This is a genomic window from Streptomyces sp. NPDC055189 (genome assembly GCF_053606765.1).
The window spans coordinates 31,532-54,431 of record NZ_JBSGSG010000038.1; the positions used below are offsets into that span (position 1 = coordinate 31,532).

23 protein-coding genes are annotated in these 22,900 nt (G+C 69.6%); 15 read left to right on the forward strand and 8 right to left on the reverse strand.

Annotated features, from left to right (window positions below):
* Positions 1-156: 156 nt before the first annotated feature.
* Entirely contained in the window at positions 157-624 is a 468-nt protein-coding gene (locus tag ACWFR3_RS25160; protein WP_453736879.1) for a MarR family winged helix-turn-helix transcriptional regulator, read from the reverse strand.
* 103 nt (positions 625-727) lie between these two features.
* Between ACWFR3_RS25160 and ACWFR3_RS25165 the strand changes: the two genes are divergently transcribed.
* The 8 genes from ACWFR3_RS25165 (at position 728) to ACWFR3_RS25200 (ending at position 8,399) form a co-directional block, all read left to right on the forward strand.
* Positions 728-1,942: an amidohydrolase family protein gene (locus ACWFR3_RS25165; protein ID WP_453736880.1), complete on the forward strand. Its 1,215-nt coding sequence runs from the start codon at positions 728-730 to the stop codon at positions 1,940-1,942.
* Between the two features lie 450 nt (positions 1,943-2,392).
* On the forward strand, positions 2,393-3,175 hold the full coding sequence (locus tag ACWFR3_RS25170) for an MHYT domain-containing protein (RefSeq protein WP_453736881.1): 783 nt from the start codon (positions 2,393-2,395) through the stop codon (positions 3,173-3,175).
* 149 nt (positions 3,176-3,324) lie between these two features.
* Positions 3,325-5,739, forward strand: coding sequence for a nitrate- and nitrite sensing domain-containing protein (locus ACWFR3_RS25175; RefSeq protein WP_453736882.1), 2,415 nt, complete (start codon positions 3,325-3,327; stop codon positions 5,737-5,739).
* Positions 5,736-6,200, forward strand: a complete 465-nt coding sequence (locus tag ACWFR3_RS25180; protein WP_453736883.1) for a roadblock/LC7 domain-containing protein — start codon at positions 5,736-5,738, stop codon at positions 6,198-6,200. The genes ACWFR3_RS25175 and ACWFR3_RS25180 overlap by 4 nt, the downstream gene beginning before the upstream one ends.
* The gene (locus ACWFR3_RS25185) at positions 6,197-6,631 is read left to right on the forward strand and encodes a DUF742 domain-containing protein (protein ID WP_453736884.1); all 435 of its coding nucleotides are present in this window, start codon (positions 6,197-6,199) and stop codon (positions 6,629-6,631) included. The genes ACWFR3_RS25180 and ACWFR3_RS25185 overlap by 4 nt, the downstream gene beginning before the upstream one ends.
* On the forward strand, positions 6,612-7,217 hold the full coding sequence (locus ACWFR3_RS25190) for a GTP-binding protein (RefSeq protein ID WP_453736885.1): 606 nt from the start codon (positions 6,612-6,614) through the stop codon (positions 7,215-7,217). Before ACWFR3_RS25185 ends, ACWFR3_RS25190 begins: the two co-directional genes overlap by 20 nt.
* 135 nt (positions 7,218-7,352) lie before the next feature.
* Positions 7,353-7,784 carry a DUF5958 family protein gene (locus ACWFR3_RS25195; RefSeq protein WP_453736886.1) on the forward strand — a complete coding sequence of 144 codons (432 nt, stop codon included), beginning with the start codon at positions 7,353-7,355 and terminating at the stop codon, positions 7,782-7,784.
* A gap of 270 nt (positions 7,785-8,054) precedes the next feature.
* Complete coding sequence (locus ACWFR3_RS25200) at positions 8,055-8,399, forward strand: hypothetical protein (protein WP_453736887.1); 345 nt, start codon at positions 8,055-8,057, stop codon at positions 8,397-8,399.
* A 46-nt stretch (positions 8,400-8,445) separates the two neighbouring features.
* Here the strand turns inward: ACWFR3_RS25200 and ACWFR3_RS25205 are convergent, their stop codons facing one another.
* Together ACWFR3_RS25205 and ACWFR3_RS25210 are read right to left on the reverse strand one after the other, a co-directional pair.
* Positions 8,446-8,850, reverse strand: coding sequence for a nuclear transport factor 2 family protein (locus ACWFR3_RS25205; protein WP_453736888.1), 405 nt, complete (start codon positions 8,848-8,850; stop codon positions 8,446-8,448).
* 182 nt (positions 8,851-9,032) lie between these two features.
* On the reverse strand, positions 9,033-9,314 hold the full coding sequence (locus ACWFR3_RS25210; RefSeq protein ID WP_453736889.1) for a hypothetical protein: 282 nt from the start codon (positions 9,312-9,314) through the stop codon (positions 9,033-9,035).
* Between the two features lie 380 nt (positions 9,315-9,694).
* On the opposite strand from ACWFR3_RS25210, the gene ACWFR3_RS25215 reads away from it, so the two are divergent.
* A complete protein-coding gene (locus ACWFR3_RS25215; RefSeq protein WP_453736890.1) occupies positions 9,695-11,479 on the forward strand; it encodes a glycine/sarcosine N-methyltransferase in 1,785 nt (594 codons plus the stop codon).
* Positions 11,480-11,572: 93 nt separating this feature from the next.
* Here the strand turns inward: ACWFR3_RS25215 and ACWFR3_RS25220 are convergent, their stop codons facing one another.
* On the reverse strand, positions 11,573-13,105 hold the full coding sequence (locus tag ACWFR3_RS25220; protein ID WP_453736891.1) for an alkaline phosphatase family protein: 1,533 nt from the start codon (positions 13,103-13,105) through the stop codon (positions 11,573-11,575).
* A gap of 317 nt (positions 13,106-13,422) precedes the next feature.
* On the opposite strand from ACWFR3_RS25220, the gene ACWFR3_RS25225 reads away from it, so the two are divergent.
* The 5 genes from ACWFR3_RS25225 to ACWFR3_RS25245 all read left to right on the forward strand — a co-directional run bounded on the left by ACWFR3_RS25225 (position 13,423) and on the right by ACWFR3_RS25245 (position 17,873).
* On the forward strand, positions 13,423-13,926 hold the full coding sequence (locus ACWFR3_RS25225) for an NUDIX hydrolase (RefSeq protein WP_453736892.1): 504 nt from the start codon (positions 13,423-13,425) through the stop codon (positions 13,924-13,926).
* A 262-nt stretch (positions 13,927-14,188) separates the two neighbouring features.
* Positions 14,189-15,088, forward strand: coding sequence for a GNAT family N-acetyltransferase (locus ACWFR3_RS25230; RefSeq protein ID WP_453736893.1), 900 nt, complete (start codon positions 14,189-14,191; stop codon positions 15,086-15,088).
* 220 nt (positions 15,089-15,308) lie between these two features.
* Complete coding sequence (locus ACWFR3_RS25235; RefSeq protein ID WP_453736894.1) at positions 15,309-15,740, forward strand: Rrf2 family transcriptional regulator; 432 nt, start codon at positions 15,309-15,311, stop codon at positions 15,738-15,740.
* 85 nt (positions 15,741-15,825) lie between these two features.
* Entirely contained in the window at positions 15,826-16,578 is a 753-nt protein-coding gene (locus ACWFR3_RS25240; RefSeq protein ID WP_453736895.1) for an SDR family NAD(P)-dependent oxidoreductase, read from the forward strand.
* Between the two features lie 236 nt (positions 16,579-16,814).
* Complete coding sequence (locus ACWFR3_RS25245) at positions 16,815-17,873, forward strand: M4 family metallopeptidase (RefSeq protein ID WP_453736896.1); 1,059 nt, start codon at positions 16,815-16,817, stop codon at positions 17,871-17,873.
* Between the two features lie 111 nt (positions 17,874-17,984).
* Here the strand turns inward: ACWFR3_RS25245 and ACWFR3_RS25250 are convergent, their stop codons facing one another.
* From ACWFR3_RS25250 to ACWFR3_RS25260, 3 genes are all read right to left on the reverse strand, one after another.
* On the reverse strand, positions 17,985-19,370 hold the full coding sequence (locus ACWFR3_RS25250) for a mycothione reductase (protein WP_453736897.1): 1,386 nt from the start codon (positions 19,368-19,370) through the stop codon (positions 17,985-17,987).
* Between the two features lie 126 nt (positions 19,371-19,496).
* A complete protein-coding gene (locus tag ACWFR3_RS25255) occupies positions 19,497-20,171 on the reverse strand; it encodes an SDR family NAD(P)-dependent oxidoreductase (protein WP_453736898.1) in 675 nt (224 codons plus the stop codon).
* Between the two features lie 207 nt (positions 20,172-20,378).
* Positions 20,379-20,852 (reverse strand): cupin domain-containing protein, encoded by a 474-nt coding sequence (locus ACWFR3_RS25260; protein WP_453736899.1) that lies wholly within the window; start codon positions 20,850-20,852, stop codon positions 20,379-20,381.
* A 177-nt stretch (positions 20,853-21,029) separates the two neighbouring features.
* Between ACWFR3_RS25260 and ACWFR3_RS25265 the strand changes: the two genes are divergently transcribed.
* Positions 21,030-21,878, forward strand: a complete 849-nt coding sequence (locus tag ACWFR3_RS25265) for a DUF5937 family protein (RefSeq protein WP_453736900.1) — start codon at positions 21,030-21,032, stop codon at positions 21,876-21,878.
* A 90-nt stretch (positions 21,879-21,968) separates the two neighbouring features.
* Here ACWFR3_RS25265 and ACWFR3_RS25270 read toward each other — a convergent pair whose 3' ends face one another.
* Positions 21,969-22,826 (reverse strand): SigB/SigF/SigG family RNA polymerase sigma factor, encoded by an 858-nt coding sequence (locus ACWFR3_RS25270; protein WP_453736901.1) that lies wholly within the window; start codon positions 22,824-22,826, stop codon positions 21,969-21,971.
* Positions 22,827-22,900: the final 74 nt, after the last annotated feature.

The following is a 22,900-nucleotide window of genomic DNA, read 5'->3' on the forward strand; positions in this document are numbered from 1 at the left end:
TCGTCCAAGGAATCTACCGGGGTGTGCGTGTGCGACCACGCTCGCCGTCGCGTCCAAGTCCTTCGTCCATGTCCTTCGCGTACGCCGCGATTCACAGGCCCCCCACCGAGTGCCGCCCCGGGCTCCTGGCCATGATTCGGCCGGGGCGCCGCTCGTTCAGTCGCGGCTTGCGGCCTGTTTCCTGGACCAGGCGGTGGCGTCAGCTCCGTATCGAGCCAACAGGCGTGCGAACTGGATCTGCTCCTCCGGCGACCAGGCGGCAGTGATCTCCTGGAACGCTTTGCGCTGTTCAGCGGCGAAGCGGTTGCGTTCGGCCTCGCCGTATTCGGTGAGTTCGAGCACGGTGCGACGTCCGTCGGACTGGGACGCCGCCCGGCACAGCAGCCCCTCCTCGATGCAGGCGGCGACGGTCCGGCTGGCCACCGGCTGGGCGACGCCCATCTCGGCAGCGAGGCCACCGACGGTCGTCTCGCCCGGCGCATCGGCAATCACATTGAGTACGAGGTTGCGGGAGAGGTCCTTGCCCGATGCCGGTGCGCGTCGCCGCAGGCGTGACAGCGCCGGGCCGATCTGGTCCAGCGCCAGGTCGTCGGAAGGCCGCTCGGAGAAAGACGCGCTGCTCATGTGGGTGAGTCTAGGCCCGGTCCACACATTTGCATACCTCTAGACAAGTGCATAGCATTAGGTATGTAAATTTGGAACGAACGAGGAAACGAGGCGGACTGCCATGGCGCTCACCGCGATCACCAACGCGCAGATCTTCGACGGGGAGAAGGCGGTCGGCGTGCAGACCGTGGTCATTGACGGCGGGAGGATCGTTCGTGTCGGTGGCGACGCTCCCGAGGGCAGCGAGATCGTCGACGGCAGCGGTGCCACACTGCTGCCGGGACTCATCGACGCCCATGTCCACTCCGCTCCGGGCTCCCTGGCGCTCGCCCTCCGGTTCGGGGTGACGACCGAACTGGAGATGCAGGGGATGAACACCCGCGAGAACCGGGGGCCCATCACCGACGACGACACCCTGGCTGACGTACGTTCCTCCGGCTTTGCCATCACGCCGCCCGGTGGTCACCCGAGCGAGCTGATGCCCGAGGGATTCCGGCCGAAGTGGGACCTCCCGCCGGTGATGCCCCTGATGCCGTTCTCCAGCACCCCCGAGGAAGCCGTCGCCTTCGTCCCTCAACTCCTCGGCCGGGGATCCGACTTCATCAAGTTCATGATCGACGACGGCAGCGTGGAGGGACACCCCGGACTGCCCGCGCTCGACCAGGCCACCGTGAACGCCGGGGTCGCCGAAGCCAAGAAGTACGGTGCCCTGACCGTGGCCCACGCGCTGACCGTGGAGGCCACCAGGATGGCAGCCGAAGCCGGCGTCGACGGCGTCACCCACGTCTTCATGGACCAGCCGCACACCGCCGAGATCATCGACGTGATCAGGGATGCGGGCATGTTCGTCATTCCCTGCATCACCCTCAATGCCTCGATGATGGGGATCACCGGCAGCGAACTCGCCGACGACCCCCGGGTCGCCGCACGCCTCGACAGCAAGTGGGACCAGACCCTGCGCTCCAGCTACAGCCGCTACCCGCAGGGCAAACTCCACGACGTGTACGACACCGTGCGCGCGCTGGACGCCGCCGACGTGGACGTGCTGGCCGGCACCGACGTCTCCATGCCCGAGACGTTCTTCGGGGGCCTGGCGCACGGAGCGAGCCTGCACCACGAACTGCAATACCTGGTGGCTGCCGGCCTCACCCCCGAGCGTGCCCTGCGCGCGGCCACGGCGACCACAGCCCGCCGCTTCCGCCTCAGCGACCGGGGCCGCATCGCCGAGGGACTGCGCGCAGACCTTCTGCTGGTCGACGGCGACCCGGTCAGCAACATCAGCGACACCCTCAACACCCGCGCCATCTGGCGCCGCGGCACCCGCCTGGCGGCATGACCGCAGCACTTCGGGCGCACTCGCCGCCGCCGACCGGACGGCCGTAAGGCTCCCCCACTGGCTGCCCGCGCTGCCCGCTCGGCGGAAGGTCTCCGCTCCGCCGCAGAAGTGACGGATGGCCAGCTCCGCGGGATTCGCCGCGGGGAGGCACCTTGCGGCGTCCACCCGCGGCGCCCGTCCGCCGGGCGGAGGCTGCACCGCCATGTCCCGGATATCCGGAACTGGGCGTGTCGCCCCCGGTGTCACCGGGGGTGCGATACGCGGCGTGACAAGGGTCGCACCTTTGTGTGCGATCCGTGATGGTCCTATGGGCGTGCAGGCCCGTGAACTCGGGCTTTACTGTTCGGTAACCCTCACAAGAAGCGGATTTCGTGCCTCCGGTAAGGAGATCCACTGCGTGCTAGCGTCCCCGGTCGCCGGGGGGCCGACACAGCAAGTGAGAGGAATCCCGTGGGTCACATGCACCACATGGCAGGAGGCTGGGCCACTCCGGTCCTGTCGTATGTCATGGCCGTCGTCGGCGCCGCGCTCGGACTGCGCTGCACCGTGCGCGCGCTGGCAGCCGGGGGGCGGTCCAAGAGGAACTGGCTGATCAGCGCCTCCGTCGCCATCGGCGCCGGCATCTGGACCATGCACTTCATCGCGATGCTCGGCTACACCGCCGACGGCACCGCGATCCGTTACGACATCCCGCTGACGCTGCTCAGCCTGGTCGTGGCCATCGCCGTCGTCGGCGCGGGCGTCTTCACCGCCGGCTACGGCAACTCCCGGGCGCGCTCCATCGTGCTCGGCGGCGTCGGCACCGGACTGGGCGTCGCCGCGATGCACTACATCGGCATGGCCGCCGTCCGGCTCAACGGATCCATCTCGTACGATCCCGCGCTCGTCGCGCTCTCCGTCTTCATCGCGATCGCCGCCGCCTCCGCCGCCCTGTGGGCCGCGCTGGCCGTGCGGGGGCCGGCCGTCGCGGCCGTCGCCTCGCTCGTGATGGGCCTGGCGGTGAGCAGCATGCACTACACGGGCATGGCCGCCGTCACGGTGGACGTGCATGCCGGCACCGCTCCCCTGCCGGGCGCGAGCGCCACTGCCTTCATCCTGCCGCTGGCCGTGGTGCTGGGTTCCTTCCTGTTCTTGACCTGCGCGTTCGTCGCGCTGTCCCCCACGGCGCGTGAGCGTGCCGAGAGCGAGGCCGCGGCCCGTCCGCTGCACGAGGTCGAACTTCCCGTCGCCTGACCGCAGCCGGGCCGCCCCGGCCCGCACCCCTCCCTCTCCCCACCGCGGCACGCGCGGCGTCACGCACGCCGGCGCGCCCCGCGTTCCCCCGGGGGCCCACGCACTGCGCGCGCCCCCGCACTCCTGCACCGCCAAGGAGACCCTTCGCCATGCCCGTACGCCCTCTGGTGCCTGAACGCTGGCGCCCCAAATCGATCCGCGCGAAGGTCGTCACGCTGCTGACCGTGCCGGTCCTCTCGCTGATGGCCCTGTGGGGACACGCGGCCGTCACCACCGCCTCGCAGGTCTCGGCCACCGAGCAGCTGCGCCAGGTCGACTCCACCCTGGTGCGGCCCCTCGCCCAGTTCACCTCCGCGGTGCAGGACGAGCGGGCCCGGGCGCTGAAGTACCAGGCCGCGCCCGGCGGCACCGCCCGCGCCGACTTCGAGACCGCGCAGGCCCGTACGGACCGCTCCGTCACGGCCCTGCGCGCGGGCGTCCGCTCCAGCAGCACCGACCTCGCGGCCCTCGACGCCGCGCTGCCCGGCCGGGTCCGCTCCCTGCTCGACAGCGCCGGGTCGCTCGGTGAGCGGCGCGCGAGCCCCCGTAGCGCCGCCGCCGTACTGTCCGATTACGGCAGGGCGGTCGACCGTGCGTTCGCGGTGCGCTCCAAGCTCGCGGGCGCCGACCAGCCCGACCGCGCCTCCGACACCCGTACCGTCCTGGAACTGGCCCGCTCCCGCGAGGCGTTGAGCCGCCAGGACGCGGTGCTCGGCGCCGCGCAGGCGAGCGGGAGCCTGCCCGGGGCCCAGTACCGTACGTTCGTCGGCGATGTCGCCACCCAGCGTGCCTTGGCCGACGCGGCGGTGTCCGACCTGCGGGCCGAAGACGCCGCCGCCTACCGCACGGTGCTCGGCTCCCGCGCCGCAGGCGACCTCGCCACCGCCCAGGACGACGTCCTCGCCGCCGGCCCCTCCGGCGCCGCCACCGCGGTGACCGCCGGGCACTGGCACTCCGTCGCCGCTCCCACCCTGTCCGGGCTCGCCTCCGCCGAGCGGGGCGCGATCGCCACGGGTGCCGACGCACAGCCCTATTCCCTGGCGAACCTGGGCAGTTCCGGCCTCGCCGTCCTCCTGGGCCTGCTCGGTGTGCTCCTCTCGCTCCTGCTCTCCGTACGCATCGGACGCGGCCTCGTCGACGACCTGACCGGCCTGCGCAACTCCGCGCTGGAACTCGCCGCCCACCGGCTCCCGGCCGCCATCCGCCGCATCCACGGCGGCGACGGCCTCGACCTGGAGAAGGAGGCCCCGCTCTCCAACAAACCGGTCCGCGACGAGATCGGCCAGGTCGGCGCCGCGCTGACCACGGTGCAGCGCGCCGCACTGCGCGCCGTCGAGGGCCGCGCCGCCGTACTCACGGGCGTCTCCGGCGTGTACGTCAGCCTCGCCCGCCGCAGCCAGCTCCTGCTGCACCGGCAGCTGGAGCTCCTGGACACCATGGAGCGCCGCACCGAGAACCCCACCGACCTGGAGGACCTCTTCCGCCTGGACCACCTCACGACGCGCATGCGCCGCCACGCCGAGTCCCTGCTGATCCTCTCCGGCTCCGCGCCCGGCCGCGCCTGGCGCAACCCGGTCCCGCTGATCGATGCCGTGCGCGCGGGCATCGCCGAGACCCAGGACATCGAGCGCGTCCAGCTCCACGACATTCCCGACCTGCGCCTGTCCGGCTCGGCGGTCGCCGACCTCATCCACCTCGTCGCCGAACTCACCGAGAACGCCGCCACCTACTCCCCGCCGCACACCCCCGTGGTGGTACGCGCCGAAGAGGTCGGGGCGGGCGCCGTCCTGGAGATCGAGGACCGCGGTCTCGGCATGGGCGACGAGGCGCTCGCCGCCGCCAACGAGAAGATCCGGGCCGCGGACGTCGACCTGCTCGACTCGCGCCAGCTCGGCCTGTTCGTGGTCAACCGCCTCGCCGAGCGCCAGCACCTCGACGTGACTCTGCGCCGCTCGGTCTACGGCGGCATCACCGCCCTCGTCTTCCTGCCCCAGCAGCTTCTGCAGGCCCCGCACCCGGGCCTGCGGCCCCTGCCGGAACCGGAGTTGCCACGAGCGGTGGATCCCGCCCCCGCACCGTCCATCGAGCCGCCCGTCGCGCACATCCCCGCCCAGCGGCAGCACGGCCAGCAGCCGGCGCCCGCCCCCGACACGCAGCCCCGCCTCCCGCATGATGCCCCCGCGCCCCGCCAACTCCCCGGCCGTGCCCGGCACGCCACACCCCAACCACCCGCGACCCCGCCCACCGCGCCGTCCACCAGCGCCCGGGACGCCGAGGACGGACTGCCGCGCCGGGTGCGCCAGGCCAGCCTCGCGCCCGAACTGCGCAACGACGAGGACGCGGACACGGGCCCCGCCCCGAGCCCGGCCGTCCGCTCCCCCGAAGCCGCCCGCGCCACCATGGCCTCGCTGCGCTCCGGCCGGCGCCGCGCCTCGGCCGCCCGCGACCAACCGGCCGACCCCGCCACCCCGGGCCCCTCACCCGACCACCACGCAGCGAACGACGAAGGGTTCCACGACCGATGACGCCGACCTACTCCGTCACCTCACTGGGCGAGCAGCGCAACGACCTCGGCGCGGGCGGCATCGACTGGCTCCTGGACGACCTCGTCGACCGGGTCACGGAGGTGCGCTACGCGATCATGCTGTCCACCGACGGCCTGTGCGTCGGCGCCTCGCACGGCATGGGCCGCGACGAGTCCGAGCGCTTCGCCGCCATCGCCTCCGGCTTCCACTCCCTGGCCAAGGGGGCGGGCCGGCACTTCGACGCGGGCGGCGTCGTCCAGACGATGATCGAGCTGCAGGGCGGCTTCCTCTTCGTGATCGCCGCAGGCGACGGCTCGTGCATCGCCGTGTTCACCGACGGACACGCCGACATCGGCCTGGTCGCCTACGAAATGGCCCTGCTGGTCGACCGGGTGCACGAACACCTGGCCGTGCCCGTACGGACCGACGCCACGCCCGCTCCGGACGGCGCCGCCTCATGACCGACCGGCCCCCCAACCGCCGCCGCGGCGATGCCGGCGACCGCTCTTCCGAGGCCTGGGCCGACCGGTACGACGAGGAGGCCGGCCCTCTGGTCCGGCTCTACGCCATGACCGCGGGTCGCGCCCGCACGGACAACGGCGCGGAACGCGTCGACCTGATGGCGATCGTCCGGCCCACCGCCGCCACCCCGCGCGGCCCGCTGCCGCCCGAGCAGCGCGCGCTGCTCGCCCGGTGCGCCCAAGGCCCGCGCCCTGTCGCGGATCTCGCGTCGGACTCGGGGCTGCCACTGGGCGTCGTACGGGTCCTGCTCGGCGACCTCACGGCACAGGGCCTGATCCACATCACCCCGCCCGAGTCCACCGCCACCGGGAAAGAACGTCCTCCCGCCCACCTTCTGCGAGAAGTGATCAATGGCCTCCGCGCACTCTGACCGGCACTACCGCACGCGGCATTCGGCGCCCGCCGACTTCACCGCGCTCAAGCTCCTGATCGCCGGCGGCTTCGGCGTCGGAAAGACCACGCTGGTGGAGTCGGTCAGCGAGATCCGCCCCCTGCGCACCGAGGAACCGCTCACCGAAGCATCGCGCCCGGTCGACAATTTGGAGGGGGTGGCCACCAAGACCACGACCACGGTCGCCATGGACTTCGGGCGCATCTCCCTGCGCGACGATCTCGCCCTGTACCTGTTCGGCACGCCCGGACAGGACCGGTTCTGGTTCGTGTGGGACGAGTTGGCCACCGGCAGCCTCGGTGCGGTCGTCCTCGCCGACACCCGCCGCCTCGCGGACTGCTTCCCCGCCGTGGACTACTTCGAAAGCCGCGGCATCCCTTTCATCGTCGCGGTCAACTGCTTCGACGGGGTCCGCAGTCACACCCCGGACGCGGTGGCCCGCGCGCTCGACCTGAACCCGGACACCCCCGTCCTGCTCTGCGACGTGCGCGACCGGGAGTCCGGCAAGGAGGTCCTGATCTCCCTGGTCGAACACGTCCTGTCCCAAGAGCTGGTCACCCGCTGACTCATCGAGGACGGTACGGAGCCCAAGTCCGCCCGGGAACGGGGCAGCCAGCACCATGATGCAAGAAGGCCTGGACTGCACGCCCGCAACCGACAACACCCCGGCGGAACACCGCCCGTCCAACGGGAGCCAACGATGACCGAACGCGACGTCCTACTCAACGAACTCGCCCAAGGGCTGCGCCCGATGACACAGGGCGTCGAATGGTTCGACGGTCTCGGTCCGCAGGAGCAGCCCGAGGTGCTGCGGATCTTGCGCCATCACTGCATCCAGGCGCGCGCCGTCACCGAGGACGGACCGGAAAGCATCCGCCGTGCCGGGCTGCGCCCGACGCATACGCCCGCGGTACTGATCACACGCGGCAGGATCGACCAGCAACTCGGGAAGATCGCCGGCCTCGCCCCTCCCGACGAACGCCGCAAGGCATTTCGGCTCCTGATCGCGGTACTCGCGACCGCCGACGGACGGCGCCGCGAGCGTTTCTGTTCCGGCGGATGCAGTCACTGGTGGCACAGGCTGTCTGTTGCCGATCCCGCCGGATCAGTCAAGCAGGAGGGGGTTTCGTGAACCTTGCCGAGTCGGCTCGAGGCCCCAAGCCACTTCACGGCGCGGCCAACCATCCGCTCTCAAGGCCCGTCAGCGCGTGCGCTCACGTATCGATGAGCATCCTCGATCGCCCCGGTGCACACCGCTCTCTGCTATCCCCAACACGCCATCCACGTCGTCACGGACCGACCACCACAATGGCGGAAGTCATGCTGTCAGCACGGCACGCGTTCCTGGATCCTCGTGAGGTGCTCCATACCGAAGCCATCAGGACCTTGGGGGGAACCAAGTATGCGCAAGACCGCAATGATCACCGTGAGCCTGGCCCTCGCCGCCGGGACCGGCTTTGCCGCGGCGCCCAGCGCCCATGCGGCGACTCCCTGCCCCAGCGGAGCACTCTGCATCCGTGAGACGAACGGCACCATCCTGAGCAAGAACATCTTCTACAGCTACGGCTCCCACAACTTGTCGAACGTCACCGGCCACCGCGTGCTGGCCCACTACCAGACCGGCGGCGCGGGCTTCCGGGTCTGTTTCGGGTACAACGGCACCAACTGCTCCGACGTGGTCCGTAAGACGGGCGAATCCCTGCCGTACGACATGACGCCGATCAATTCCGTCGTCCTCGTGCCCTGACCAAGGCCGGGGCGCCCGGGCCCACAAGCTGAGGGTGCCCGGGCGATCAGTCGTCGAAGTAGGCCTTGGCCACGGCGTAGCTGTCCTCGTAGAGGTGGTAGCGGGTGATCCGCCCGTCCCGGACCGTGGCGTGCAGGGCGAACGCGGTGTCGATGTCCCGGCCCGTCTTCTTGACCTCGGAGACCATCCGCCCGATGAGCACCACATCGTCACCCTCGGCGATGACCTGGCGCAGGTCGAACTCCTTGGCCTGCACGTGTGTTTGCAGCAGCTCGAAGAAATCTCGCATGCCCTGCGCGGAGTCGACCTCGGGCACCCACGGAATGCCCGGCGGGTGCGGGATCGAGAACGACACCGAGTCGGCGAACAGGGCCGCCGCCTCGGCGCTTTTCCCCTCGGCAAGCAGCGGGAACAGTCGTTGCACAGTCTGCGTCGGTGACTCTGCTGTCATACATCGAAGCTACAGGCCGGAACTCCGCTTGGCCCTGGAGATGTCCAGGGCCGGCATGATCGGATCTGCGAAGGGCGGGCCCTCCCCCGTCCCACCTGGGGTGTGCACGGCAAGGAACCGGTTCGCGCACGCCGTATCGCCGACGCGCAGAGCAGGGTCGTGCCTCGGGCCGGGCTCTCTCGCTACGAGCCGCCCTGGTCGGTTGCCCGTTCCGCAGCAGCCGCAGCCTCGGCGAGTGCACGGACGACCAGCAGCGCCGTTCCCTTCTCGCGGATCCCCGTCGCCTCCCTCTGCTCCACAATCATCTGCGCCGCCGCGTCCGCCGTGTCGTACGCGAGTGAGTACTCCCCCAGAACAAGGTCCCGTCCGATGATCTCGACGACGGTGTCAAGACCGTGGACCACGTCATACAGGGACTTGTCGCCCGCCCAGAGGGCTTCGCGCTCGATCGGTTTGTCAGGCATGGCCAGATTCTCTCAAGGATCACGGGTGCCCGGTCATGCCGCCCCTCCCCGCGATTACGGCCCTCATAGCCATGCCCCTTATTCGACCTCTGCCACTCAATGGCAAACGCCTCTTGGCGGCAGCATGGCGCTGATGGATTGCCTGCACGGCAGCAGTGGCCGCCTTCCCGGCCTCGATGGTCGCCTTGCCGGCCGTCGGCCGGGCCGGCTTCACGACCGGCGCGGTCATCGCCGCTGGCGGAGGACGGGCGTCGCGATCTGACCGGGCCGCCGACCGCTCCTCATCCACGGAGGCGGACCGCAGCCCACGTATCCAGTGCGTCGATTTCACGTCAGTTGCCGTCATGTATACGGCAGTTGGAGGAATGAAGCCCTCGCGGGTGGACAGCGATGGCCTCAACACCTCGCCCCGAGCCGCCCCGGACACGCCCGGGCGGACCAACCAGCTGCCACCCGAAGGCGAGCTGTGCAAGAGCAGAACCGCCATCGTTGAAGGGTTCTCCATCATGGTGCAACCGGCCCAAGAGTTCGGCGACAACCCTGTCGATGTACGAGAAACCGGTCACTACACGGAGGAGTACGTACCCAGCTTCGTCGAGAAGTGGGACTCACTCATAGATTGGGAAAAGCGGGCGGAGAGCGAGGGGACGTTCTTCATCGACCTGCTGCGCAAACGGGGAGTACGAAGCGTCCTCGACGTCGCGACGGGCACCGGATTCCACTCGGTGCACCTGCTCGCCGCCGGATTCGAGACCGTCAGCGCCGACGGCAGCGCCGAGATGCTGGCCATGGCCTTCACCAACGGCATGCAGAAGGGCGGCCACATCATGCGGGTCGTCCAGGCCGACTGGCGCTGGCTCAACCGCGATGTGCACGGCGAGTACGACGCCATCGTCTGCCTGGGCAACTCCTTCACGCACCTGTTCTCCGAACGCGACCGCCGCAAGGCGCTCGCCGAGTTCTACGCGATGCTCAAGCACGACGGCATCCTGGTCCTCGACCAGCGCAACTACGACGCCATCCTGGACGACGGCTACACCTGCAAGCAGAAGTACTACTACTGCGGCGAAGACGTCGCCGTGGAGCCCGACTACGTCGACGAGGGCCTGTGCCGCATGCGCTACCGGTTCCCCGACGACTCCGTCTACCACCTCAACATGTTCCCGCTGCGCAAGGAGTACACCAGGAAGCTCATGACAGACGTGGGCTTCCAGCGGGTGGAGACCTACGGAGACTTCCAGCACACCTACCGCGGCGAACAACCGGACTTCTTCGTGCACGTGGCGGAGAAGGAGTACCGGACGGAGGGCGAGCAGGAGGGCCGCTACACCGGCGCGGTCGGCACCGCCCGCAGCTACTACAACTCGCCCGACGCGGACACCTACTACGCCAAGGTGTGGGGCGGCGAGGACATCCACATCGGCCTCTACGACCACCCGGGCGAGCCGATCGCGGACGCCAGCCGCCGCACGGTCCAGCAGATGGCGGGCAAACTGCCGCTGGCCGCGCAGACGGTGGTCCTCGACCTCGGCTCGGGCTTCGGCGGCTCGGCCCGGCAGCTGGCGGCGGGGCACGACTGCCGGGTGATCGCGCTGAACCTGAGCGAGGTCGAGAACCAGCGCCACAGGGAACTGAACTCGGGCCGCGGTCTGACCGACCGCATCGACGTCGTGGACGGCTCCTTCGAGGAGATCCCCTACGGCGACGGGCAGGTCGATGTCGTCTGGTCCCAGGACGCCTTCCTGCACAGCGGAAACCGCGTCAGGGTCCTGGAGGAGATCGCCCGGGTGCTCCGGCCCGGCGGCCACCTGATCTTCACCGACCCGATGGCCGCGGACGACTGCCCGGCAGGCGTGCTCCAGCCGATCCTCGACCGTATCCACCTGGACGACATGGCCTCGCCCGGCTTCTACCGGCGCGAGCTGTCCCGGCTCGGCTTCACCGCCGCCGCCGGCACGGACCGGGGCTTCGAGGAGCACGCCACCCAGCTGACCACGCACTACACCCGCGTCCTTGAGGAGACGGCGCGCCAGGAAGCACAGGGTCTGGCCCGGCAGGTCAGCCACGCCTATCTGGACCAGATGAAGACGGGCCTGGGCCACTGGATCAACGGAGGCCGCCAGGGACACCTGACCTGGGGCATCTTCCACTTCATACGCAACTGATCCGTGCTCTGGCCCGACGGGCCGCAGCAGGAGGCGGCAGGGCGCCGGGACGACTGTGTCCCGGCGCCCGGCGCCCTGCGCCTTTCGCCCTGATCAGGAAGCGGTGATCCTGACCCCGTCGATTACCCAGAACCAGTTGTTGGCTCCGGTGTAGCGGAAGCGGACCTGAGCCTTGCGGGCGCCTGCCGGGACCTGGAGGGTGATGTTCTCGACCACGGAGGGGGTGTCCGCGGTGTACGTCTTCACCGTGACCGGGGCCCCTCCGTCGTACGAGATGAGCACCTCGCCCTTCTGCGGGGCCTCCTGGCGGTAGTACGTCGTGTAGGTGAGGGTGGCCCGAGCACCGCCCGGCACGTCGTAGGAGGGGCTGACCAGCGTCGAGTCGAAGGTCCCCGAGAAAGTCTTGTCGGCCCACTCGTCGCCGTCCGCGACCGCGAAGACGTTGCGTGCGCGGATGTTGAGTTCGCGCCGCTGGTCGCGCTCGGCCTTCGTCCAGAACTCGTCCGTGGTGAAGGACCAGCCGCGCCACTCGGTGATGCCGCCCGTGCCCATCCGGGAGTTGTCGACGCTCCATCCGCCCGGCGGTGTGTGCGTGAAGCCGATGACTCCGGCACCGATGCCGGTCTCGTCGACGGGCCCGGCCAACTCGGCCCGCAGGGCGTCGAACGCGTCCGGCGCGGGCTGCTGCACGGGCCGCCCGTCCAGCCCCCAGGCCGGGTCGATCGGGATCCCCAGGTGGGCAAGGGCGCTCGCGGCGATGTCGGGCATGCGCACGTCGTGACGGACCGAACCCGGCGTGACCGTGCCGCCGGCGGCGACCATGAAGGTCTGGCGCTCGGGCCAGCTGGAGCCGCCGTGACCACCCGGGTCGGTGTGCCCGTGGTCAGCGGTGACCATGACGAGCCAGTCCTCATCGCCATACGTGGCGCGGGACTTGACCGCGCCGAGGATCTGGCCGACCTGGGCGTCGGCGCCGTGGATCGCGTCGAGATAAGCCTGGCTGGCGGCGCCGCTGTCGTGGCCCGCGTGGTCGATGTTGTCGAGCTGGACGAAGAGGGCGCCGGGGTTGCCGCTCTTGATCTCGGCGACGGCACGGGCGGTGGTCCCTGCGTCGTACTCGGCCGACGGGGTGGAAACCCGCGCATCCACCTTCGCGGAGAAGATGATGTCGGTGATCGGGTTCCAGGAGGCGACGGCGTAGGTCCGCAAGGATGGCTTGGCGGCCTCGATCCGGGTCAGGAAGTCCGGGTAGGCGGCGAGGTTGTGCCCGGTGAACTCGTTGTTCACGACCTTGTGCTTGTCGGGCCACACGCCCGTGATGAGCGTCGACCAGCCGGGGCCCGACGAGGTCGGCGCGAGCGGCTGGGCGTAGATGCTGCTCGGCGCGGTCAGGCCCGCGCCCATCAGGCCCTTGAGCGCGGGCGCGTCGGCGTCCTTGATTCTGCCGAGCAGGGCGCCGTCCAGGCCGATCACCAGGACTTTGGGTGTCTTGGCCCGGCCCCTGGCAAAGGCCGGCGCGGTACCGGCGAGCGAGCCGGCGGCGGCCAGGGCCGCGGCCGATGCGAGGAGCGAGCGGCGGGATACGCCCTGACGGGATATGCCGTGCGACGACACGTGAGCCTCCATGCGGGGGGGGAGAGAGAGGGGGGCGGATGCGCGTCCCAGCACCCCCTGACATCCCGAGGCGTTGGGGCTAGACCCGTTACCGTTTCGCTATCCTGGCGCATGCCGCCGAACGGGCACCAGGACTCCCGGGGTGAATACTTGGATCAAGTAGTGAACTGGACCGTGAACGGTCAGTTGCCGGTGCCGACTTGCCTCTCTCGGCATCCGTCCGGGGGTCTCTGATTAACGACGCTTCGACGCCGCGACGGTGCCCGGGGTCGGCCTCCGCGGGACTCCGCGAAGCGGTGTTGTCAGTGGGCTCTGCCAGGGTGTGCGTCGTGGACGAACTGGTGGAGCGTGTCGACGATCAAGATCGGGTGCTGGGGATGGTGGTCAGCCGCCGGCAGGCCGTCCGGGAGGGGTGGCTGCACCGGGTAGCCGTGACGGTGTGTCGTGATGAGCGTGGGCGGATCCTCGTTCACCGGCGGTCGGAGCAGCTCTCGCGCTTCCCCGGGCGCTACGAGGTCGAGGTCGGTGGCGCCGTGGATGTCGGTGAGTCCTATGAGCAGGCCGCCGCCCGGGAGGTGGCCGAAGAGATGGGCATTCGTGTGCTGCCGCGCTTGCTGTTCACGTTCCTCAACCGCAGCGGTCTGAGCCCTCACTGGCTCGGCGTGCACGAAGCCACGGTGCCGGACGTTGTGGCCGCCGATCCTGATGAGGTCGCCTGGCACGGCTGGCTGACCGAGCCGGAACTGGCCTCGGCCCTGCGGGAGTGGCGCTTCACCCCCGACAGCCACGAAGCCTTCAGCCGGTACCTCGCGTACCGGTCCGCGCAGTCCTGACCCTACCCGCCCGCCCTTCGCGCCCCGCGCGGCCTTTGAGAGCACGATGCATCGTCGCGTGCCCCTCCTTCACCGGACGCGTAAATCCGTGGACGGACCCGCGGAAGAGCACGTACGGTTTGGCTTCACGCCCTGAGATGAACGGAAGGAGGCGAGTGCCGTGCAGTTCACACCTTTCCAGCGCTCCCTCTTCCGTTATCCCGGCGTCGTACGTCAGTTCTGACCGGGAGCGCTCCAAGCAGCCTGTATCCCGGAGGAATTCATGACCGATCTGGTCATCCGCGCGCTCGCCGAGAGCGACGCTCATCTCTTCGACGCAATGCCCGACCCGCTGGGCGCCCGTGAGAGTCATCGGCGTACCCAGTTCCGCCCCGAGTGGAAGCGTGTCGCCCTGCGCGACGGCGAAGTCGTCGCACGCGGCGCATGGTGGGGCGGCCCCAACGACCCGGAGCCCGTCAACATCAACTGGTTCGACGTGGCCCAGGGCCAGGAGGAGGCCGGGGCCGAGCTGCTGCGCTCCGCGCCCTGGCAGGTCGAACTCGAGATCAACCTGCCCGGCGGCTGGCGGGAAGAGGCCGACCTGCACGCCGGCGCCGCGGCGCGCTTCGCCGCCGCACGAGCCGCAGGGTACGAACTGCTGGTGGAACGCTTCCTGTACCGCTGGACCCCGCAGCGCGGTCTGCCCGAGCGGCCGGGACGCCTTCGCTTCCGCGCCGAACCCGACGACAGCGTGTTCTTCGACGCGTTGCGCCGCATCCACTCGGTCACCCTGGATGCCCACGCGCTCAGGGCCATCGAGCAGGGCGGCATCGACCGGGCCGCCCAAGAGGAACTCGACTTCTTCCACTGGTGCCCCTCCCCACGGCAGTGGTGGCAGATCGCGCACACGCCGGAGGGCGACCTGGCCGGCATCCACATCCCGGCCCACAACCCCTCCGGCCCGACCGTCGGCTTCATCGGGGTCGTCCCGGAACAGCGCGGTCGCGGATACGCCTTCGACCTCCTCGCGGAGTGCACCCACTTCCTGGTCGGGCAGGGCGCGGAGTTCGTCACCGGAGCGACGGACCAGGGCAACTTCCCCATGGCCGCGCACTTCGCCAAGGCGGGCTTTCCCGTCGTCCGTGAACGCATCAACTTCCACCCGACGGGCCTGGCGGCCTAGCCGTCTAGCGCGAAATAGCACGCGGTGAGTGGTCCGGTCCCGGAGCAGGGCCGGACCGCTTGCCCGTGTCCGGTGTCCCGTGTCAGGTGTCCCGTGTCAGGTGTCCGGCGCCGCGCCGGTCGGGACGGGGGCTTCTCCTCCTCGGCTGTGAGCCGGGCTTGCCTCACGTCGAACGTAACTATTATGGTTACCACCAGGAGCCAGGGAGGTGCGGAGAGGCGTGAGTGCCAACAGCAGACTGACCATCGCGGCGCATGCCCTGACGTGGATCGGGCTCTACCAGCGCCGCGGCCACGAGGTCGCGACGTCCGAGCAGATCGCGACGAGCGTCAACACCAACCCGGTGGTGATCCGACGTCTGCTGTCGGAGCTGCGCACGGCGGGCCTCGTCGACTCCCGGCGGGGTGCCGGAGCGGGGTGGATGCTCGCGCGGGACCTGGAGGCGATCACCCTGCTCGACGTCCACGAGGCGATCGGCTCGGGCCCGATCTTCGCTCTGCACCGCTCCAGCCCGGACCCCGAGTGCGTCGTGGGCAAGGGCATCGGCCCCGCGATGGCCGCCGTGTACGGCGGCATCGAGACCGCCCTTCGCGAGGAACTCGCGAAGACCACGCTCGAACACGTCCTTGAGGATGTACTCAGGACCCCCTGACGTCACCGTCCACAACCGGGCGCCTGGCGCCTTTTCGCGGCCCTCAATGTAACAAATAATGTTACGTCAAGATTCGGAGAACCCCATGGGACAACTGGACAACAAGACCGCACTCGTGACCGGCGCCTCTTCCGGTATCGGCCTGGCCATCGCCCGTCGGTTCGCCGCCGAAGGCGCGACGGTCTACCTGACCGGCCGCCGCAAGGCCGAACTGGACAGCGCCGCCGCCGAGATCGGCAGCCGCGCTATCGCCGTCCAGAGCGACGCATCCAACCTCCAGGACCTCGACAGGCTCTTCGCCGAGATCACCGACCACGACGGGCACCTGGACATCGTCGTGGCCAATGCCGGAGTCGGCGACTACGGCCCCTTGGGCGAGATCACCGAGGAGGAGTACGAGCGCACCACCTCCATCAACCTCAAGGGCACAATCTTCACCGTGCAGAAGGCGCTTCCGTTGCTGGCGGAGGGGGCTTCAGTGATCCTGCTCTCCTCCAGCGCGGCCCTGCGCGCCGTTCCGGGCCTTGGCGTCTACGCCGCGACCAAGGCGGCCATCCGCAGCCTTGCCCGCACCTGGGCCGCCGAACTGGCCGCTCGCGGGATCCGCGTGAACGCCCTTACGCCCGGACCCGTCGAGACCCCCGGCGGCGACGAACTCCGGGCCGCGTTCCCCCGGGGCGAGCGGTCAGCGACAGCGCAGACGGCCCCGCCCACTCCGCTCGGCCGCGCGGGCCGTCCCGAGGAAGTCGCCGCCACCGCCCTGTACCTGGCCGGGAACCAGAGCTCCTTCACCACTGGCGCGGAACTGCTCGTCGACGGCGGAAGCACCCAGCTGTAAGGGCAACAGACCGAGGATGGATGAACGCGACGCCGAGCTCCCGGAATCCACCCGGCGATCTCCGCACCGGGACGAACAACGAAGCCCGGTCCTGGCGAGGTTCACGGGAACTGCTGCCCTCGCCGTAGCGAAGGCCGGGTGTCCCCCGGTGATCGAATGGCAGGCAACCACTCAATGTCATGAACTATGACGCCAAGCAGAGACAAACCGGAGGAGCCGGTGCCACATTGCACCTCATGAATCACGTCATCCATCCGGTGTTCTGCACGATCGTGCCGCCTCACATCCTCGACAACCTCGCCCGGTCACAGAGCCCGGCGGTCGCCGAACCCGCCCGGCGCACCCTGGAGCACGACTCCTTCCAACGCGCCCGGCGCCGCAACGCCACGCTCCGCGCCGCCGCCGCACCTGCGGGCGCCCCCTCCGACAAGCCGCAGCGCACGATCTACGACGCCGAGCACCGTGAGGTCGCGCCGGGCCGCAAGGTGCACGCGGAGGGCGACGCGGCCTCCAAGGACGCCTCCGTCAACCGCGCGCACGCCGGGCTGGGCGCCACGTTCGACCTGTACCTCAAGGTGTACGGGCGGCACTCCATCGACGACTCCGGGCTGCCGCTGGACGCCACGGTTCACTACGGCGAGAAGTACAACAACGCGTTCTGGGACGGCTCCCAGATGGTCTTCGGCGACGGAGACAACGACCTCTTCCTCGATTTCACCATTCCGGTCGATGTCATCGGCCATGAACTCACCCACGGCGTCACCCAGCACACGGCCAATCTGGAGTACTACGGCCAATCGGGCGCGCTCAACGAATCCGTCTCCGACGTCTTCGGCTCGCTGATCAAGCAGTACGCGCTGGGCCAGTCCGCCGAGCAGGCCGACTGGCTGATCGGGTCCGGACTGCTGGGACCGAACGTGGACCAGGCCACGGCGCTGCGCTCGATGAAGGCGCCCGGCACCGCCTACGACGACGACGTGCTGGGCAAGGACCCCCAGCCCGCCACGATGGACGACTACGTCAGCACATCCCGCGACAACGGCGGGGTGCACATCAATTCCGGCATCCCCAACCATGCCTTCTACCTGCTTGCCACCGGCCTGCGCGGCAACGCCTGGGAGCGCGCCGGCAAGATCTGGTACGCCACGCTGACCGGCGGCGAGTTGGCGAGCGACGCCGACTTCGCGGACTTCGCCCGGCTGACGGCGGCATCGGCGCGGTCGCTGTTCGGCGACGGAGACGAGATCGAGGCCGTGCTCAAGGCATGGTCCTCGGTGGGCGTACCCACCTCCTAGAGCCGGATGATCGGTAACCGGTGCCGACGCCGATCCCCATGCCGTTGGCGGGCCGCGCCCCGGCGGTGTGGGGACGCGGAAAGAGGGCTCGTGGGACCGGGTGGAGCGCGGTCATGACGCGTCGATCCTCTCGATCGCATCACGCAAGGCGTTCTCGACGACTTCGGTCAGGGCGGGGTGCGGCCACAGCGGACGGTCGGCCACCTCCCGGGCCGGGAGATTCCAGGTCATGGCCAGGACCAGAGGCTGGATGAGCGTGGCGGCCTGAGGGCCCAGCACATGGGCTCCGATGAGCGAGCCGGTGCTGCGTTCGACGAGGACCTTGCAAAAGCCCTGCGTGTTCTCCAGAGCCCATCCGAAGGCGATGTCCTCGTAGTTACGGCGGCCGACGACGAAGTCGAGGCCGCGCTCCCGTGCTTCGTGCTCGGTCAGGCCCACCTGCCCGATCTGGGGATCTGCGAAGACGGCTGCGGGAACAACCGCGTAGGACATCTCCTTCGGCCGGTCGGGATGCAGCAGGTTGTGAGCGATCACCTGTGCCTGCCGGTTGGCGACATGCTTCAGCGCCGGTCCCCCGTCGCTGACATCCCCCAGCGCCCAGATGCCGGGTGCACTGGTGCGCAGTTGCTCGTCCACCTTGATCAGCCCGTGCTCGTCACGGTCGACGCCGGCCTGGTCGATGTCCAGGCTGTCGGCGTTGGAACGGCGCCCGACCGCGATCAGGAGCGTATCGGCGAAGAGTCGCGTGCCGTCGTCGAGCGTCACCGTCAGATCGCCCGGCGTGCCGTTCACAGCGGTGACTTCCCGGCCCAGGCGCACATCCCACCGGGAACGCGCGCTGTCGGTAAAGGCCCGGGAGACGGACTCGTCCTGGTGGGCCAGCAGCCGCTCCGCCTGCTCGACCACCGTGATCTTCGCGCCTGCCGTGTGGAAGACATGCGCGAGCTCGGCGGCGATATAGCCGCCGCCCACCACGATCAGCCGGGCGGGAACCTTCTCCAGGCGCATGACGGTGTCAGAGGTTTCGTAGGGCAGCCCCGCATCGGTGATCGCCGGAGGGACGACGGGGCGACTGCCGGCCGCCACGACAATCCGGTCCGCCGTGATGCGCTCGCTGCCGGCATCGGTGGTCACCTGGAGTTCTCTGTCACCGGTGAAGTGGACGTGCCCGCGGTAGACGGTCACCCACGGCGTGTCACGTCTCCCCTGTTCTCCGTCCCTGGACTGTTCATCGAGGCGGCCGAACACGCGGCGTTGCACCTGAGGCCAGTCGATGTCCTTCAGTTGCGCCCGCACGTTGTGCCGTTCGCTGTTCGTGACGGTGTCGGCGATATCCGCGGTTGCGGCCAGCATCTTGCTGGGAATGCAGCCCGCGTTCAGACAGGTGCCGCCGAAGGGGCCCTGCGCGATGATCGCGACGTCCAGGTGGGCGAAGCGGTCGTCGATGACGGCGTTGCCGGAGCCTGCACCGATCACAACAAGATCGTGATGTGTCATGGGGGATGTGTAGCCCCATCGCGTACCTTCACACCCCCTCCCGCCCCCACCTGGCGCACACCCGACCCACCGGGAACGGCCGTACGAGAGGCGGGCGGCAGGGTGCCGGGGAGGGGCGGGACGGCGTCAGACGGTAAAGACGCGCTCCACGTCGTCGCGCTGCGTGTGCAGGTCCCAGTAGAGGGGGGCGACCTCCTCGGCCGAGGCCGCCGGCACTCCGGGTGGGCCGTCCGTGCCGATCCACGCGCCGATGGCGACGTGCGCGGCCTGGATACCGGTGTCGGCCAGTTCCTTGTGCAGGCCGAGTACCCAGTTGCGCAGCCCGGCCTGGGCGGCGTTGAGGTTGCCGAGCATCGGAGTGGGGTCGATCGAGCCGGCGCCGTTGGTGTAGAGCAGGGTGCCCGCGCCGGCCTCGCGCATCGCGGGCAGCACGGCCCGTGTGGCGGTGATGGCCCCGTAGAGCAGGAAGTCCATCACCCACTGCACATCGGACGGGTTGGTCTGGGACGGAGCGGTGAGCGGCGCGGATTCCAGGCTCCCGGCCGGGGAGTACTCCAGGACGTCGATGCCGCCGAAGCGGGTGGCGGCGTCCTTGAGCGCCCGGGTGAGTGCGTCATGGTCGAGGACGTCCGCGGGGAACGCGGCGGCGGTGATGCCTTCGGCGCCGAGCCGGCCGGCCAGGTCGTCGAGCTTGTCGCGGTTGCGGGCGATGAGTGCGACGTCGAAGCCGCGGGAGCCGAAAGTACGGGCGATGGCCAGGCCCATACCGGGGCCGGCTCCGACGATGGCGATGCTGGGCACAGTGATTCCTTTGCTGGGCAGTCCGTCGGGAAAGGGGGTGGATCAGGCGACGGTGGGCGCGATCCCCTGCCTTGAGGGTGCCGGGGGGACGAAGTCGGCCTCCGGACCCGGCTCTCGGCGGTGGCGATCAGGCGCGGGAGCAGTTCTACGAGCGCATCCCGGCTCGTTGGGCGGGCCGGGGGCGGGGGCATGCTCTTGCCGGCGCCGTCACCGCTCGTGGTCGTCGACGAAGTGGTTGTCGTGGGCCGCGTGCAGTCGGCTCAGATCCCGCTCGTTCACGGTGGCGAGCTGCGCGAAGTATTCCTCCCGCGCCACTCCCGGCGACAGTGCCATCAGGAGGGTGGCAGGTACGGCGCGCTCCTTGCGCAGGGAGTGGACGTCACCCGCCGCGGCGTGCGCGGTGTCGCCGGGCAGCAGTGTTCGCCAGGCCCGCCCGTCGAAGTAGTCGACTGCACCGTCTTCCACGATGAAGGTCTCGCTGAAGGTCGTGTGAAAGTGCGGGGCAGGTCCCCGGCTGGAGGGCGCCATGCGCCACCGGTAGATGCTCACGTTCCCGCTGGTCTGCGCGGGGTCGGCGAGGACTTCGATGGTCGATCCACCGGCGCCCAGCCGGATCGTCCGCGTCTGTGGGGCTCGCTGGGGTTGTGTGGAAACCCGGGCTATCGGCTCCGTGTCGGTCATGACCCGAGTCTCGGTGCTTTCCCGTTCTGCACGCGCTCACTTCGGCGGTGGCCTAACAATAGTGAAGTGATCCGCTACCGATTGGGCGTTGGTGCCGCGAGTGTGCGGTGGGCGATGTCGCCGATCCACGAAGTGGTCAGCCTTGCCCAGCTCTTGACCCAACCGCAGCGTCACCCGTTGTTCCACACGTGGCTTCGCCGTCGCCGCGCTCTCTCGCTGCCCGACCTGGATGCGCTCACGGTCTTCATGGCCGACGGCGCCTATCGCCCCGACTTCCTTGACCCCTCGCCGCTGTCCAGTGAGCCGACGTTCGAGGAAGGCATCGAGGCCCTTCTCGCCGTGCCGTCGGACCAGCTGTACGCCGAACTGGTCGACGCAACGACGGGGCGCGGGGCGGAAATGGGCCGCCGCCTGCTCCAGGACCCCGAGCGCGCCAGGTCCGAGGCCGCCGATGCGCTGCGCCGCCTCTGGAAGGCAGTTGTCGAACCGGAATGGCCGTCCATGCGCCAGGCGTTGCGTGCCGAGATGCTGGATCGGGCCCTGCAGGTCAACCGCGAGGGACTGCGCGCAGTCCTTCCGCGCCTGCACTCTTCCGCTGCCTGCGAAGGGGACACCGTTACCGTCGAGAAGACCGTCGACATCGACGTCGACTGCCCCGAAGGACTCATTCTCGTACCGTCGCTGTTCATCACCGACCGGATGCAGTGCACCACTTCGGACCACTGGACTCCGGCGATCTATTACCCGGCGTCCGGGCGCTACCTCTGGGCGGCGCCTGCCACTCCGCGGTCCCTTGACCGTCTGCTGGGGGTGACTCGGTCGAGGATCCTGGCCGCGCTCGCCACTCCCCTGCAGACGACCGTGGTGGCCCGGCTGGTGAGCGTCACCGCTCCGACGGCCAGCGAACACCTGGCGATCCTGCGAGACGCGGGGTTGATCGACAGCAGCCGGTCCGGTCGTACGGCCACGCACGAACTCACCGAGGCCGGACGGGCTCTCCTGGCCGCGGCCTCGCCGAGCCCCTGAGGCCAGCTGCCACCGACCTTCTCCTTCCCCTCTGCGGCGCGGCAGCCAAGGCGGCCGGCCCCGCATCCGGCCACGCTTCACATCGGGCGGTTACGTCGGCAGGAGGCCGGTGCGGAGCGTGGTGAGGGTGCGGGTGAGGAGGCGGGAGATGTGCATCTGGGAGAGGTTGAGTTCGCGGCCGATCTCCGCCTGGGTCATCTCCCGGCCGAAGCGCATCTCGATGATCGCCCTCTCCCGCTCGTCCAGCTGCGCCAGGAGCGAGCCGAGCGTATGCAGGTCCTCGAACAGATCCAGGCCCGGGTCGACATCGCCCAGGGTGTCGGCGTACGAGAGCCGTTCACCGGATTCGTCGTCGCCGTCCGGGGTGTCGAGGGAACCGGCGACGTAGCCGTTGGCGGCCACGATGCCCTCGATGACCTGGTCCTCGGTCAGGTCGAGGTCGGCGGCCAGTTCCTTGACGGTAGGCGCCCGGCCGAGCACGACGGCGAGGGCTTCCTTGCTTTTTGCGAGCTCGACGCGCAGTTCCTGCAAGCGCCGCGGGACATGAACGGCCCAGGTCGTGTCGCGGAAGAAACGTTTGATCTCACCGGTGATGTAAGGGATCGCGAAGGAGGCGAACTCGACCTCGCGGGACAGGTCGAACCGGTCGATGGCCTTGATCAGGCCGATGGTGCCGACCTGGATGACATCGTCCATCTCGCCGCTGCCGCGATTGCGGAACCGGCGGGCCGCGAAACCCACCAGGGAAATGTTCATCTCGATCAGCGTGTTGCGGGCGTACTGGTACTCGCGGGTACCTTCGTCCAGGCTCCGGAGCCGGTCCAGGAAGAGCGCGGTCAAAGCGCGCGCGTCTCGCGGAGCTACCTTGGCCGCGTCCTCGATCCACGGAAGGTCATCGCCGCACTCGTGCGTTCGTGGGCTGCGAGCAGCTGCTGGGGAGGCGTTCACGGACGAAAGCACGGCGCCGCCTTATATGTGGAGAGCGAGTTGAGCCCGCCGGGTACCCACCGGCACGGCGTACA

Bases quoted from the DNA above. Each gene is read 5' to 3' on its own strand.
- ACWFR3_RS25160 (WP_453736879.1), bottom strand. From the start codon at position 624: ATGAGCAGCGCGTCTTTCTCCGAGCGGCCTTCCGACGACCTGGCGCTG.
- ACWFR3_RS25165 (WP_453736880.1), top strand. From the start codon at position 728: ATGGCGCTCACCGCGATCACCAACGCGCAGATCTTCGACGGGGAGAAG.
- ACWFR3_RS25175 (WP_453736882.1), top strand. From the start codon at position 3,325: ATGCCCGTACGCCCTCTGGTGCCTGAACGCTGGCGCCCCAAATCGATC.
- ACWFR3_RS25180 (WP_453736883.1), top strand. From the start codon at position 5,736: ATGACGCCGACCTACTCCGTCACCTCACTGGGCGAGCAGCGCAACGAC.
- ACWFR3_RS25185 (WP_453736884.1), top strand. From the start codon at position 6,197: ATGACCGACCGGCCCCCCAACCGCCGCCGCGGCGATGCCGGCGACCGC.
- ACWFR3_RS25190 (WP_453736885.1), top strand. From the start codon at position 6,612: ATGGCCTCCGCGCACTCTGACCGGCACTACCGCACGCGGCATTCGGCG.
- ACWFR3_RS25195 (WP_453736886.1), top strand. From the start codon at position 7,353: ATGACCGAACGCGACGTCCTACTCAACGAACTCGCCCAAGGGCTGCGC.
- ACWFR3_RS25200 (WP_453736887.1), top strand. From the start codon at position 8,055: ATGCGCAAGACCGCAATGATCACCGTGAGCCTGGCCCTCGCCGCCGGG.
- ACWFR3_RS25205 (WP_453736888.1), bottom strand. From the start codon at position 8,850: ATGACAGCAGAGTCACCGACGCAGACTGTGCAACGACTGTTCCCGCTG.
- ACWFR3_RS25210 (WP_453736889.1), bottom strand. From the start codon at position 9,314: ATGCCTGACAAACCGATCGAGCGCGAAGCCCTCTGGGCGGGCGACAAG.
- ACWFR3_RS25220 (WP_453736891.1), bottom strand. From the start codon at position 13,105: ATGGAGGCTCACGTGTCGTCGCACGGCATATCCCGTCAGGGCGTATCC.
- ACWFR3_RS25230 (WP_453736893.1), top strand. From the start codon at position 14,189: ATGACCGATCTGGTCATCCGCGCGCTCGCCGAGAGCGACGCTCATCTC.
- ACWFR3_RS25240 (WP_453736895.1), top strand. From the start codon at position 15,826: ATGGGACAACTGGACAACAAGACCGCACTCGTGACCGGCGCCTCTTCC.
- ACWFR3_RS25245 (WP_453736896.1), top strand. From the start codon at position 16,815: ATGAATCACGTCATCCATCCGGTGTTCTGCACGATCGTGCCGCCTCAC.
- ACWFR3_RS25250 (WP_453736897.1), bottom strand. From the start codon at position 19,370: ATGACACATCACGATCTTGTTGTGATCGGTGCAGGCTCCGGCAACGCC.
- ACWFR3_RS25260 (WP_453736899.1), bottom strand. From the start codon at position 20,852: ATGACCGACACGGAGCCGATAGCCCGGGTTTCCACACAACCCCAGCGA.